Here is a 13451-nt window from a genome sequence, read left to right on the forward strand (position 1 = left end):
CTGCGCGGCTAAGCCTTTTGTGCGGAGCCGGTCTCGATGCGGGTGGGCATAGGTCTCGGGTGACCTTCGCGAGACTTGATCGCGTGAGGGCCTGCCCCCACAGTGACCCCGACGGGCGCCGCGTACCGGCTGCCGCGCGATGAGATCATGCTAGAGCGACCGATGGCCGCCCGAGAAACCGGCGACGACAAAAATGGGCCGGTGGCACAACCCGGGATTTATCTCGGGCGCATGCTCATCTTCCTGATCCTGGTGGGCTTCCTGGCCTTCATCCTGTTCAGGCAGATCACCCCGGCCTTCCTGGCCAATCCCGGACTTAACGGCCTCATCCTCGGGGTGCTGCTGATCGCGGTCCTGATCGCCTTCGGGCAGGTCGTCCGGCTGTTCCGCGAGACCGCCTACATCAACGCGGTCGCCGGCGGCACGCCGGTCAAGCGGCCGCCGGCCCTGCTCGCGCCCATGGTGCCGATGATCGCGGCCCGGGCGGACGGAACCACCCTGGCGGGCACGACCGGCTATCTGGACACGATCGCGGTGCGCCTCGACGAGGGCCGCGAGATCCTGCGCTACATCGCCGGCATCCTGATCCTCCTGGGCCTCCTCGGCACCTTCTGGGGCCTCATCGACACGCTGTCCGCCGTCGGCGGCGTGATCAAGGGCATGCGCGGCGGCGGCGATGCCGGCGTGATGTTCGACGAGCTGAAATCCGGCCTCGCGGTGCCGCTCTCCGGGATCGGGCTCGCGTTCTCGGCCTCCCTGTTCGGCCTCGCCTCCTCGCTGATCACCGGCTTCCTGGAGCTGCAGGCCGGGCAGGCCCATGCGCGTTTCCACAACGAATTGCAGGACTGGCTGATGTCCGGCGCGACCGCCACCGAGGTGGCGCCCGCCGTGGGGACGGCGCGGCCTGCGGCCGGAACGCAGGAGCTGAAGGACGCCGTCGACCGCCTGACCGCCCTGGTGGCCGAGGGCGGCGGCAGCCGCGCGGCGACCCAGGCCATGACCAACCTTGCCGAGGGCATCCAGGGCCTCGTCCAGCACATGCGCGCCGAGCAGCAGATGATCCGCGACTGGGTGGAGGCGCAGGCGAGCCGGGAGCGCGAGCTGAAGCAGGTGCTCGACCGGCTCGGCCGGGAGCGGGTGTAGTGGCCTCGACCGCGACGCGCACCCGCCGCACGCTCAATGTCTGGCCAGGCTATGTCGACGCGCTGGCGACGCTGCTTCTGTCGGTGGTGTTCCTCCTCACCGTGTTCGTGGTCGGGCAGTTCTTCCTGTCGCAGGAGCTGACCGGCCGGGACGAGACCCTGGCCAAGCTCAACCGCCAGATCTCCGACCTCACCGATCTACTCGCCCTGGAACGCACCAACCGGCGCAATCAGGAGGAGGAGGTGCGCTCCCTGCGCACCACGCTCGCCGGCGTCGAGAGCGAGCGCGACCAAGCGAGGACCCAGGCCGAGGCCGCCACGGTCAGCCAGGGCGCGGCGGGCACGCTCGACAAGCAATTGGAGGCCGAGCGCGGTGCGAGCCGACGGGCGCAGTCCCAGATCGACCTGCTGAACGAGCAGATCAGCGCCATGCGCCGTCAGCTCGCCGCCCTGGAGGAGGCCCTCGCGGCGTCCGAGAGCCGCGATCGGGAATCCCAGGTCCGGATCGCCGAACTCGGAAGCCGCCTGAACGTCGCCCTGGCCCAGAAGGTCCAGGAGCTGGCGCGCTACCGGTCCGATTTCTTCGGCCGCCTGCGCCAGATCCTCGGCAATCGACCCGATATCCGCGTGGTCGGCGACCGCTTCGTGCTGCAATCGGAGGTTCTGTTCCCGGCCGGCTCCGCGATCCTGAAGCCCGAGGCGGGTCCCGAACTCGATCGCATCGCCGGGGCCGTCGCCGACCTCGCCAAGCAGATCCCGGCCGATCTGCCTTGGGTTCTTCGGGTCGACGGGCACACCGACGCCCGACCGATTAGCACGTCGCAATTCCCGTCGAACTGGGCACTCTCGGCCGCGCGCGCGATCGCGGTGGTGCAGTACCTCGCCGGCAAGGGCATCCCACCGCAGCATCTCCTGGCCGGAGCCTTCGGCGAGTTCCAGCCCCTCGATGCCGGCACCACCGAGGAGGCCTATGCGCGCAACCGCCGGATCGAGATGAAGCTCACCGAGCGGTAGGGACGCCCCATTGCGGCGGGGCTGTCGGCCCCCGGGGTGATGAGCCTGAAATTTTTCAAGTGTATCTGTTGCATTGAAAGATTAATCTGGCCGGACTTGGAGAAGAGGAACGATATTTTTTGTCGAATGCAACGGTATATATATTTGAGAAGTCTGAATTTTTTATTGGGAATAATCGAAGCGAAGCCAAATTAACGTATCGTTATCCCTGTCGCTGCATGGTGCGGGCGATCCGGGGAGTCTGTCGTCGATGTCGAAACTCAACGTGTCCATGAACGCCGCACCGCACGGTGCCGGCGATACCCGGGATGCGGCCGGCACAGGGGCGCCGCCCGCGCGGCGCGCTGCGACCGGCGGCGGTGCGGGGACATCACCGGCGGCTGAACCGCTCCACACCGAAGACAGGGCGATCGCCGCCGCCATGCAGGTGTTCGAGGACGGACTGTGTCGCCTGCGGACGAGCGCGACCATTACGGCCGATTCGGCTCCGAGAGGGACGGCTGCTGACGAGGCCACGGGGCTTCTGGCATCCATCGCCGGACAGACAAGCCTGATGGCTCTCCGGGCCGCGATCGAATCGGCCCGCGACGGCGGTGCGGGACGGAGCTTCGCGGCGGCCGCCGCGGAGGTCAGGGATCTCGCCGGTCAGATGGCGCGGGCGACGGATACGATCGTGGCGCAGGTCGGTCTGATCCAGGCCGCCACCGAGCGGGCGCAGGAAACCGGCCTGGGCCAACGCCGGGGCACCGAGGCCTGAGAGGCCGAAGCGCCGTCGATCGATCCAGCCGTGCGGTCCGGGTGGTCCCGGAGCGTCTCCCGGCTACTCCGCGACCGGGAGGCGCTCGCCCCGGCTGCGGGGCTCCTTGCCGCGCGCCGTCTCGTCCAGCGCGTCGGTGAACTGCAGGTTGGCGAGCTGGGCGTAGAGCGCCCCCTGGCCCAGCAGGCTCTCATGGGTTCCGGTCTCGACGATGCGGCCGTCATCGAGGACCAGGATGCGATCGGCGGCGCGGATCGTGGCAAGCCTGTGGGCGATGACCAGGGTGGTGCGGCCCTGCATCAGGGTGGCGAGGGCGGCCTGGACGGCGCGCTCGGATTCGGCGTCCAGAGCCGAGGTCGCCTCGTCGAGGAGCAGGATCGGCGCGTCCTTGAGGATGGCCCGCGCGATGGCGACGCGCTGCCGTTGGCCGCCGGAGAGCGTCACGCCGCGCTCACCCACCTGGGTCTCGTAGCCCTGCGGCAGGGCCGTGATGAAGCCGTGGGCGTTGGCGAGTTCGGCCGCCCGCCGGACCTCGGCCTCGTCGGCCTCCGGGCGGCCGTAGCGGATGTTCTCCGTCACCGTGCCGGAGAAAACCACCGGGTCCTGCGGAACCAGCGCGATGCGCGACCGCAGGCGTTCCGGGTCGACCTGGACGATGTCGGAGCCGTCGACCAGGATCCGGCCGCCCTGCGGATCGTAGAAGCGCAGGAGCAGCTGGAAGACCGTCGACTTGCCGGCCCCCGAGGGGCCGACGATGGCGATGCGCTCGCCGGGGGCGGCCGCGAAGGTCAGGCCGTCGAGGGCGGCGTGGCCGGGTCGGGTCGGATAGGCGAAGCGCACGGCTTCGAAGTCCACGGACCCGCGCGCGGGTTCCGGCAACGGCAGCGCCGGGGATGGCGCGCGGATCGCCGGCGTCGTGGCCAGGATCTCGGTGAGGCGCTCGGCGGCTCCGGCCGACATGGCGAGGTCGCCGTAGACTTCGGAGAGCTGGCCGAGGGCGCCGGCCCCGAAGACCGCGTAGAGCACGAACTGCGAAAGTTCGCCGCCGGTCATCGTGTGATTGAGGACGCCCTGAGCGCCGTACCACATCACGCCGACCACCGAGGCGGAGATCAGGAAGATCGCTACGCCGGTCAGGAGAGCCCGCGCCCGGATCGAGGCGCGAGCGGCGGCGTAAGCCTCCTCGGAGGCCGCGGCGAACCGGGCCGCCGTCGTCCCCGACCGTCCGAAGGCCTGCATGGTCCGCACCGCCCCGACCGCCTCGGCGGCATACGCTGAGGCATCGGCGAGCCGGTCCTGGGCCGCCCTGGAGCGCCGACGGACGCCCCGGCCAGAGACGATGAGCGGGAAGACGATGACGGGGATCGCGGCCAGGACCATCACGGACAGCCACGGGCTCGTGATCACCATCATGGCAGTGGCGCCCACGAACAGGAACAGGTTGCGCAGCAGGATCGAGACCGAGACGCCGAAGGCCGATTTGATCTGCGTCGCGTCCGCGGTGAGCCGGGAGACGATCTCGCCCGACTGTGCCCGGTCGAAAAAGGCAGGATCCAGCATCGTCAGCCGGGCGAAGACGGCGCTGCGGAGGTCCGCGACCACCCGTTCGCCCAGCGTCACCACCGTATAGACCCGGGCGGCACTCGACAGGGCGAAGGCGGCGACGACGCCGAGCAGGGCGAGGAAGTAGGCGTCGATCACCCCGGAGCCGTCGGCGGTGAAACCGTGATCGATGACGCGGCGCATGGCGATCGGCACGACCAGGGTCGAGGCCGAAGCGCAGACGAGGGCGATCAGGCCGGCGGCGATCCGCACCCGGTAGCGCAGCGCGAAGGGGAGGAGCGGCCGGAGGGCGCTCAGCGGGGCTTTGGGGCGGCCATCCGCGGCTGCCTTGGTCTTACGGGCCATCACGCCTCACGTGTCATCGATCTCCCGGTCCGCGGCGCTTGTGACCGGGGAGCGGCTGCGGTATACGCCGCCGCTCATCCGATTGCGTGTGTTCAATGGCCGCGGGCCGCCACCACGGTCGGCTTGGACGTGCCGTTGCCACGAACCCATGGTTCGGTGCAACCGGTGACATCTTCCGCATTCCGGGCCGGGCGGCGCCTCCTGCGCTTCCCGCCGGCGTGCCAGACAGGGACCAAGGTCATGGCGAAGGACGCGGCCGCAAAGGCCAAGGGGACTGAGCACCCCGATTACCACTTCATCAAGGTCGTGATGACGGACGGTACAGAGTACCAGACCCGTTCGACCTACGGGAAAGAGGGCGATACCCTCAATCTCGACATCGACCCGCTGACCCATCCGGCCTGGACGGGCGGCGAGCAGAAGATGCTCGACCGCGGCGGCCGGGTCTCGCGCTTCAACTCGCGGTTCGGCAACCTCGGCAAGCGCTGAGCCCCGAGAACGTCCCTCACGCGACTCTCACATTCAGGCGGGCGGCCTCGGTTCGGGGCCGCCCGTTTTCGTGTGCGCTATCCATCGGGCGCAGACGTGCCTCGGAGCGAGCCATCGCGTTCAGCTTGAAGTCGCCTTTATTGTGCAGAAATTTCCCGCGTAAGTTGTTTTTGACGTTGGACTTGAGGATTATTGATTTTTTGAAGAGAAAAACATAGGGACGTCAAAGGCGACTTAAGCAAAGGCAGTACGACTGCCGTCGCGGGCGGAACTTTTGCGTCGGGGGACGGCTGCGGCGATGAGTGGGGCACCGTCGATCGAGCCAGCCAGCCGCGGGACTGAGGCGCGCCCTCGTTCGATCCGGCGTCGGGATCTCAGTGCGGCCGGCTACGGATACGCCATCGCGATTGCCGCGGTTCTCTGCGCGCTGGCTGTGCGTGCGGTGCTGCCGCCTGGCCTCCCGTTCGTCACGTTCTATCCCGCGGTGATCCTCACCGCTTATTTCTGCGGTCCCCGTCCGGCTGTCGTCTGCGCGCTCCTGTCGGGTCTGGTCGCGTGGTACGCCGTGCTGCCGTCGAATCTTCCGGCCACGGGCGCATCGTCGGCCGCCGTCGCCCTGATCCTGTATGGCGGCGTCGTGGGCATCAACCTGATCCTCATTTTCAGGTTGCAGCGTTCCTCGGACGCCAACGTGGCGTTAGCTCACTCCGAGCGGCGGCTCATCGTCGAGCTTCAGCGTGAGACCGGGCTGCGCGTTGCCAACGAGCAGCTCGCCGAGAAGACGCTGCTCCTCGATCTTGCTCTGCAGGCCGCCGATGCCGGGACATGGCGATACTGCGTCCGGACCGGACGCGCCCAGCTGTCGGAGCGGATGGCGCGTCACCACGGCTTCGGCGACGAGCCCATCGAGATCGATGTCGAGCGCGACTGGCGACCGCGCGTTCATCCCGACGATGCCGAGCGCACCTTGGCCGCCCTTCGGGCGGCGGTTGCCGGCAAAACCAAGTTCGTCACGGATTTCCGCGTCCTCCTGCCGGAGGGAGGCGTGCGCTGGATCACCGGCCTCGGGCAGGTGGAGACCGACGCGGCCGGCGCGCCGACCGAGGTGGTCGGTCTCAGCCTGGACATCACCGCCCGCAAGGAGGCCGAGGCGAAGATCGCCCACATGGCGTCCCACGATCCCCTAACCGGGCTCGCCAATCGGATCCTGTTCCACGCTTGTCTCGACGCGGAGCTTGCCCGTGTCCGCCGGCATAGCGCGGCCTTCGCGCTGCTTTGCCTGGACCTCGACCGGTTCAAGGCCGTGAACGACACCCATGGCCACCTCGTGGGCGACGCGCTGCTCCGGATCGTCGCCGGCCGCCTCCGGTCCGTCATCCGCACGGAGGACACGCTGGCGCGGATCGGCGGCGACGAGTTCGTGATCATCCAGACCGAGGCCGACCAGCCTGAGAGCGCGGCCGCCCTCGCCAAACGTCTGATCGGCGCCGTGCAGCAGCCGATCGAGCATGAGGGGCATGCCCTCTCGGTGGGCCTCAGCGTCGGGATCGCCCTGGCGCCCGCCTGCGGCGACGATCCGCTGAGCCTCTACAACAGCGCCGACCGCGCCCTGTACCGTGCGAAGGCGGAAGGCCGGAACACCTTCCGTTTCGCGGGCTGAAGCCGGAGGCGATCAGCCCTCGGCCATCCGAAACGCCATGCGCAGCAGGCCCTGCTGCTGCGCCACCGGACTCTCGACCGGCACCGGCGTCGGCCGATCCTCGGCGATCAGCGAATCGAGGTGAAGGATGCGGGTGTGGAGGCGGCGCGCCCGCATGATGAGATGCTGGAGGCGCATCGGCAGCAGATTGAAATCCTGCGGCTTCGGCGGCTCGGTGGTGCCGAGCTTGACCCGGTGCTTCTCCTGGAGGGCTTCGGCCGGGGTCATCTCCCCTTCGGCGACCGCGCGCTGCACGAGGAGCCACGAGGCGATCTGCATCAGCACGGTGGTGAGGCGCATGCTCTCGGCCGCGTAGCTGAGCGTCGCGTCGCGGGATACGAGGCGCGATTCGTCGCGGCCTTCGCCGTCGAGATAGGCGGCCGTCTCTTCGACCAGCGTCATCCCATCGCGGAACAGCGCCTTGAAGGCTTCCGAGTTGACGTAGGACCTGCCGAAATCGACCCAGTCCTGATCGTCCCGGAACGTGACATCGAAGCCGTTCATCTGCCTCTCCTGCGCCGCCCGACGGCCCGGTTCGTTCCGATCCGGGACGTTCCGTCCTTGGCTTTCGGGCGACACCGCAATCCTAGCGCCGATTGGCCCGAACTTCAGGGTTCATCCTTTCTTAACCTTAACCCGCCGCTCGGGGTATCGAGAAGGCCGAAGGCGCCGAGCGGCGGAGTTCGCCCTCAGAACGAGGCGCGGATACCTCCGAATATGCTGCGCCCGCTCCCCGGATAGAACGCTGCGAGCGCGCCCGCCCCGCCAGCCGTCGCGGCGGCGTTGGCCACGACGGCGATGTCCGACACGTAGCGTGCGTCCGTGAGATTGCGGGCATCCACGAACACCGAGACGCCGTTGGCGAAATCGATGCCGGCCTCGACACCCAGCAAGGCGTATCCCGGGACCCGGAGCGTATTGGCGTGATCGGCGAAGGCGCCCTGCGGAACCCAGTCGAGCGCCGGCGCGAGGTGGAATCCGTTCGGGTGGCGGTAGCTCAGGACGGTCCGCAGCACGTCGGTCGGGATCCCGGCGATGCGGTTGTTGCCGAAGACCGGGTCGCCGACGAACCGGAAATCGTTGTGGGTCCAGATCTGGGTGAGGCTGAGGCCATCGCCGGGGCCGGCGAGATCGCGGGCAAGGTCGACGGTGACGGCCGCCTCGACGCCCTGGTGGACGGAGCGCGGGGTGTTGAACGTGGCCGCCGGGATGTTGAGGCCCGGATTGGTCGCGAAGTTGATCAGCTCGTCCCGCAGGTCCGACCGGTAGAGCGTCACGTCGAAGGCGAGGCGGTCGATGCGCCCGCGGGCACCGGCTTCGTAGGTCCAGGCGCGCTGCGCCCGCAGGGGTACGAAGGTGGTGCCCAGAAGATTCTGCTGAACGAGGTCCGAGAAATCCGGCACGTCCCGGGATCGGACGATGTCGCCGAAGATCTGGATGTCGGGCCGCGGCTGCCATAGCAGGCCGACCTTCGGGTTGAGCCCCTCGTAGGTCACGTCGGCGAAGCGGGGACGGGGGTTGCCGGGGAGCCCGCCCTTGTCGCTGAACGTGCGGTTCGACGAGAACGCCTTCGCGCCGGTCATCAGCGCCACGTCCGGCAGGAACCAGAACCGGTTCTCGCCATAGGCCTCGACGCTCGAGGCGCTCTGGAGGGAGTTGAGCGTCTGCGCGCCCCGCTGTCCGCGGACATTGACGAATTGCAGAGCCGAGTTCTGGCCCGCGAAGGCGCGCAGCCCGAGCACGACGTCGTCGCGGAACCCACCGAGATCGAAGGTGCCAGCCCAGTGCGGGCTGATCCCGTAGGTCCAGCCGTCCTGGTCGATCGCCTGGAAGATCGGGTGGTAGAGGCTCTTGTGGATCGCCCAGGTGTCGACGTCGAGCTTGCCGACATCGAGGAGGAACGACGTGCGGTTGGCGATCCGCTCGGTCTCGACCTTGCGGGACTGGTTGCCCGTGATGGCCGTGGGGTTGGCCAGCGTCGGGGTGATGAGGCTCTGTCCCAGCGTCAGGGTGCCGGGCAGCTTCTGGTCGGTGAGGTAGGTGCCGAGATAGAAGCGGGTCTCGATGTCGGGGGCGATCCGGTAGCCGATATTGGCGTTGAAGTTCTTCGTCGCCTGGGCCTCGTGGGCGCGGAACCCGTCGGAATTGGTCAGCGTCGCGTTGACCATGACGTCGAGCGGCCCGTCGATGCGGGACATCTGCGCCTGCTCGCGGATCGTGCCGAAGCTGCCGCCGTCGACCCGCAGGATGTTCGGTGCGAGCGCCGTGTAGGCCGTGGGCGTGACGGCGTTGACGGCCCCGCCGAGCGTCGTCGCCCCGAAGGTGAGGGCGTTGCCGCCCTTGTAGACCTCCACCGAACGCAGGGCGAGCGGGTCGACCTGATAGAAGTCGCCGCTCCCGTCCGCGAGGTTGAGCGGGATCCCGTCCTGCAGCAGTTCGATGCCACGCAGGTGGAAGGCGCGGGCGATGCCCGAGCCGCGGACCGAGAGGCGCAGTTCCTGGCCGTAGCGTTCCTGCACGTACACGCCGGGCACGTCCTTGAGCACGTCCCGGATGGTGTTGGCGTAGCGGTCCTGGAGCGTCGCGGCGTCCACGAACGCCACGGCGCCGACGGTTTGTGAAAGGTCCGCCCGCTGACGGTCGACGCTCGGCACGGAGAGCGAGCCGCGGGCTTCGCCCGGTCGCGCGTCCCCGGGTGTCGCGTCGCCGACGACGCTCAGTTCGGAGAGCGTGACGGCCGCAGCGGGCGATGTCTGGGTCTGGGCGGCGGCCGGCGCCGTGCAGGCGAAGAGGGAGAGCGCGGCGCGGCGGCCGGCCCGGAGCAGGGGGGGCATGAATTGGGGTCCGTGTCTGGAGATCGGATGGGGACTGCGATCGATCAGACGACGGGTGGGGCGCGGGCTCCGAGACCGTGGCGCGGCGGCGCCCGCGGGCGGGCGATGCGTCGCGGCCGCTGCCGCGTGATGAGGGTCGGGCGGGCGACCGGCCCGGTTGTGGCGGGTGCCCGCGGGGGCAGGGCGGCGGGGCCGGCGACGTGGCACGCCACGCAGCAGGCCAGGGTGCCCGGGACCGGCAGGTGTTTGCCGGCCGCCGCCGCACCTTCCGGGTCGGGTGTGGTGACGCAGCGGACGTGGTCCGGCCCGACGGCGGCCGCGGCCATGCCGCCCAGGATGCCCTGGAGGGCGAGGGCGTACAGGGCGAGGACGGCGACGATCCGTGCGAGGGTCCGCGTCCGCAGCGCGACGGACGCCGTTCCAAGGCCGGACGACAGGGCGGGATCGCACGCGCGACGGATCCTAGAGTCTCCCGAATTCCGCGGCTGGTTCTCGCGCCCCGGCCGGGTCGATCGGCTCGGCAAGACGCTGCGCCCTATCGCCTGGGTCAGGCGCGATGCCCGAGCGGCGGCGGGCCGGGCATCCGCGCAGCCGCGAGAGCCCGGCGCCCCGGCGGCCCGGCTTCGTGCGATCGTCCCGTCCATGTCCGCCGGCCCGCGCCCGGGGGACCGCTAGTGCTGGTGCGGGCCGCCCGGGGCAGCGGCACCGATCGGCGCCACCGCGAAGGTTACTGGCACGGAGCCGGCCCGCTGGAAGGTCAGCGTCCCCGAGACGGTCTCGCCGGCCTTTGGCGCGGCGGTGAGGTCTTCGAACATCAGGTGGTAGCCGCCGGGCTTCAGCTCCACGGTCTCGCCGGGCTTGATCGTCAGGCCGTTCGAGACCGGCGCCATCTTCATGACGCCGCCCTCCATCGACATGGCGTGGATGTCGCTGCTCTTGGCAAAGGGCACCGTTGCGCCCGTGAGCGTGTCGGGCACGCTCCCGGTATTCGTGATGCGCACGTATCCGCCCGCGACCTTGGCGCCGTTCGGCGTGGCGCGGAGCCAGGGCGTCTCGATGGTCAGATCGCCGGCCTTCACGGACGCCGTGCCTGCGGGAGCCGCCATCGCCCCGCCCATCTGCGCGGCCTGGACGATGCGGAAGGCGGGGGCCGCCGCCTTCAGGTCATGGGCGTCCTGGCCGGGCTTCGGCACGTCGGTCCAGGAGTGGCTGCCTTCCGAGCAATCCTGCTGCACCGGAACATAGACCGTCGCGCCCGGCTCGAACGTGTCGGCGACCTGCGCAAGGAACGTGAACTCGTCGACCTGGTCGTCCGGCAGGGAGCCGCCGCTCCAGGTGATCGCGGTCACCCCCTCCGAGGCGGTGCCGTGGTGGGTCGTGTAGGTCCTGGCATAGGCGCCCCGCGTCGTCGCCAGCGTCCAGCCCGGCTTCGGCATCGGCTTGGCGCCGATCAGCCCTTCCGGAATGGTGACGCTCACCCGCGTGGTCGGCTTGCCGCCGCAACCATGCATGATCTGGACGACGCCGCGATACGCCGCGCCGGGGCTCGCCTGCTTGCGTTCCAGGACTGCGTGAGCCTGCGCCGCGGAGGCGAGCAGGCCGAGGCCGATGGCGGCCGAGACAAGGGTCTTCATGGGAATGCATCCGTCCTGAGTGATCCGAGGAAACGTGATCGCTCAGGCGGCGGGTGGGCCTCGCGGTGCCGCAAGGCCGTCGGGTGGCGCGCGGGCTCGGCGCCGGTCGGGCATGGTCCAATTTGGTTGGAACGCCGCCTCGGGATCCCACGCGAGGACGGCGGGAGCCGGCCGCGCCGGGAGCGCCGCCCCGGTGGCCTGCGCCGCCGTGCAGCAGTCGCCGTGGCCATGGGGCAGGGTCTTGCCGGGCTCGGCATCGCTCGCGGCATGCTGGGCGCACAGCCCGTCGGCCGCGGCCGGAACCGGCATCAGGCCGCCGAGGAAAGCCTGTAGCACGAAGGCGTAGAGGGCCAGCACGGCGATCGCCGCACGCAGGGATGCCGCGGCGGATCCGTCATGGCGCTGCCAAGTGGACGAGCCCGATCCCATGGTGCTCCCGCGCGTCGGCCGGCTCGGACCGCTATGGCTTCCCTGCCACACCCGAATGGTCCTGGCTGTTGCCGGGGTGCCGCACCCGAGCGCGGCGTGCGCTGCCGCACCGCGATGCCACAATCCGGCCCCTTCGATAGGGAGTCTTAACGCCAGACCGACACCGTGGCGACCGAGACGACCGCTCCCGCCACACTCTTCTAACGAACTCCGGACCAGAGCCAGCGACCGATGCGCATGAAGGCACCCAACCGGTTCACCACCCTCGTGAGTGTCGCGGCACTCAGCGCGCTGGGCCTCGGCGCCGCCGAAGCCCGCGACCAGGGCGGTTACGCCCAGGCCGAATGGGCGCAGGACTACGCGTCGCCCGCCGGCATGCAGGTGCAGCGCGAGACGGTGCCGATCCTCTCGCCCCAGACCGTGGCGGCCACCGAGCAGATGGCCGAGCGCTACAAGGACATCGTCTCCCGCGGCGGCTGGAAGCAGGTTTCCGGCGCCGACCATCTGCGGATCGGCTCCCGCGGACCGGCCGTGGCCGCCATCCGCCAGCGCCTGATCGTCACCGGCGACCTCGACCCGGCCGCCGGCGGCTCCGGCGTGTACGATTCCTACGTCGCGGCCGGCGTGAAGCGCTTCCAGGCCCGCCACGGTCTCAGCCAGACCGGCACCATGAGCCTCGCGACCCAGCAGGCCATGAACGTGCCCGCCGAGGTGCGCCTGCGCCAGCTCGAGACGAACGTCGTGCGCCTGCGCTCCTACTCGGGTGACCTCGGACGGCGCTTCGTGATCACCAACATCCCGGCGGCCCTGGTCGAGACCGTCGAGAACGGTCAGGTCGTCACGCTCCACGCCGCCGGCGTGGGCAAGATCGACCGCCAGTCGCCGATCATGAACACCAAGGCGACGCAGATCAATTTCAACCCGACCTGGACGGTCCCGGCTTCCATCGTGAAGAAGGACCTGATCCCGAAGATGCAGAAGGATCCGAACTACCTCACGGACAACAAGATCCGGATCCTGTCGAACGGCTCCGAGGTCTCGCCGAAGTCGGTGAACTGGTTCTCGGACGAGGGCACCCGCTACACCTACCGGCAGGATTCGGGCGCAGACTTCAACTCGATGGGCATCGTCCGCATCAACATCCCGAATCCATACGGCGTGTTCATGCACGATACGAACACCAAGGGCGTGTTCGGTGACGATTTCCGCTTCATCTCCTCGGGCTGCGTGCGCGTGCAGAACGTGCGCGAGTACATCACGTGGCTTCTGAAGGACACGCCCGGCTGGGGCCGTCAGCAGGTCGAGGAGGCGATCGAGAGCGGCAAGCGCATCGACGCCAACATCGCCCAGCCTGTCCCGGTCTACTGGACCTACATCACCGCCTGGTCGACCCCGGACGGCGTCGTCCAGTTCCGCGACGACATCTACAAGCGCGACGGCGTGAACGTCCCCTCGACCATCGGCGCGCCGACTCCGGTGGCGAGCGCCGAGCCGATGCCGCAATCCTTCGAGCCCGGCGACGAGGAGTGACCGGTCCGCGGCCGC

General features: G+C 69.4%; 12 protein-coding genes. 6 read left to right on the plus strand and 6 right to left on the minus strand.

Features of this window, described 5'->3' with window-relative positions; genetic code table 11:
* The first annotated feature begins 162 nt into the window (after positions 1-162).
* The 3 genes from ACXJKQ_RS05580 to ACXJKQ_RS05590 all read left to right on the plus strand — a co-directional run bounded on the left by ACXJKQ_RS05580 (position 163) and on the right by ACXJKQ_RS05590 (position 2913).
* Positions 163-1143, plus strand: a complete 981-nt coding sequence (locus ACXJKQ_RS05580) for a flagellar motor protein MotA (RefSeq protein ID WP_457104774.1) — start codon at positions 163-165, stop codon at positions 1141-1143.
* Positions 1143-2156, plus strand: coding sequence for a peptidoglycan -binding protein (locus ACXJKQ_RS05585; protein ID WP_457104775.1), 1014 nt, complete (start codon positions 1143-1145; stop codon positions 2154-2156). Before ACXJKQ_RS05580 ends, ACXJKQ_RS05585 begins: the two co-directional genes overlap by 1 nt.
* 250 nt (positions 2157-2406) lie before the next feature.
* A complete protein-coding gene (locus ACXJKQ_RS05590; RefSeq protein WP_457104776.1) occupies positions 2407-2913 on the plus strand; it encodes a methyl-accepting chemotaxis protein in 507 nt (168 codons plus the stop codon).
* A gap of 63 nt (positions 2914-2976) precedes the next feature.
* Here the strand turns inward: ACXJKQ_RS05590 and ACXJKQ_RS05595 are convergent, their stop codons facing one another.
* Positions 2977-4821 (minus strand): ABC transporter transmembrane domain-containing protein, encoded by a 1845-nt coding sequence (locus tag ACXJKQ_RS05595; protein ID WP_457104777.1) that lies wholly within the window; start codon positions 4819-4821, stop codon positions 2977-2979.
* A 240-nt stretch (positions 4822-5061) separates the two neighbouring features.
* Between ACXJKQ_RS05595 and rpmE the strand changes: the two genes are divergently transcribed.
* Positions 5062-5310: a 50S ribosomal protein L31 gene (gene rpmE / locus ACXJKQ_RS05600; protein WP_012322259.1), complete on the plus strand. Its 249-nt coding sequence runs from the start codon at positions 5062-5064 to the stop codon at positions 5308-5310.
* Positions 5311-5608: 298 nt separating this feature from the next.
* On the plus strand, positions 5609-6970 hold the full coding sequence (locus ACXJKQ_RS05605; RefSeq protein WP_457104778.1) for a diguanylate cyclase domain-containing protein: 1362 nt from the start codon (positions 5609-5611) through the stop codon (positions 6968-6970).
* 12 nt (positions 6971-6982) lie between these two features.
* Here ACXJKQ_RS05605 and rcdA read toward each other — a convergent pair whose 3' ends face one another.
* The 5 genes from rcdA to ACXJKQ_RS05630 all read right to left on the minus strand — a co-directional run bounded on the left by rcdA (position 6983) and on the right by ACXJKQ_RS05630 (position 11906).
* Positions 6983-7513 carry a protease adaptor protein RcdA gene (gene rcdA / locus ACXJKQ_RS05610; RefSeq protein ID WP_457104779.1) on the minus strand — a complete coding sequence of 177 codons (531 nt, stop codon included), beginning with the start codon at positions 7511-7513 and terminating at the stop codon, positions 6983-6985.
* A gap of 185 nt (positions 7514-7698) precedes the next feature.
* Complete coding sequence (locus ACXJKQ_RS05615) at positions 7699-9843, minus strand: TonB-dependent receptor family protein (protein ID WP_457104780.1); 2145 nt, start codon at positions 9841-9843, stop codon at positions 7699-7701.
* Positions 9844-9887: 44 nt separating this feature from the next.
* Complete coding sequence (locus ACXJKQ_RS05620; RefSeq protein ID WP_457104781.1) at positions 9888-10367, minus strand: hypothetical protein; 480 nt, start codon at positions 10365-10367, stop codon at positions 9888-9890.
* 147 nt (positions 10368-10514) lie between these two features.
* Positions 10515-11477 carry a DUF1775 domain-containing protein gene (locus ACXJKQ_RS05625; protein WP_457104782.1) on the minus strand — a complete coding sequence of 321 codons (963 nt, stop codon included), beginning with the start codon at positions 11475-11477 and terminating at the stop codon, positions 10515-10517.
* A 42-nt stretch (positions 11478-11519) separates the two neighbouring features.
* Positions 11520-11906, minus strand: coding sequence for a hypothetical protein (locus ACXJKQ_RS05630; protein ID WP_457104783.1), 387 nt, complete (start codon positions 11904-11906; stop codon positions 11520-11522).
* Between the two features lie 231 nt (positions 11907-12137).
* Here ACXJKQ_RS05630 and ACXJKQ_RS05635 point away from each other — a divergent pair, with 231 nt between their 5' ends.
* The gene (locus ACXJKQ_RS05635) at positions 12138-13436 is read left to right on the plus strand and encodes a L,D-transpeptidase family protein (protein WP_457104784.1); all 1299 of its coding nucleotides are present in this window, start codon (positions 12138-12140) and stop codon (positions 13434-13436) included.
* Positions 13437-13451: the final 15 nt, after the last annotated feature.

Source organism: Methylobacterium sp. P5_C11 (genome assembly GCF_054049775.1).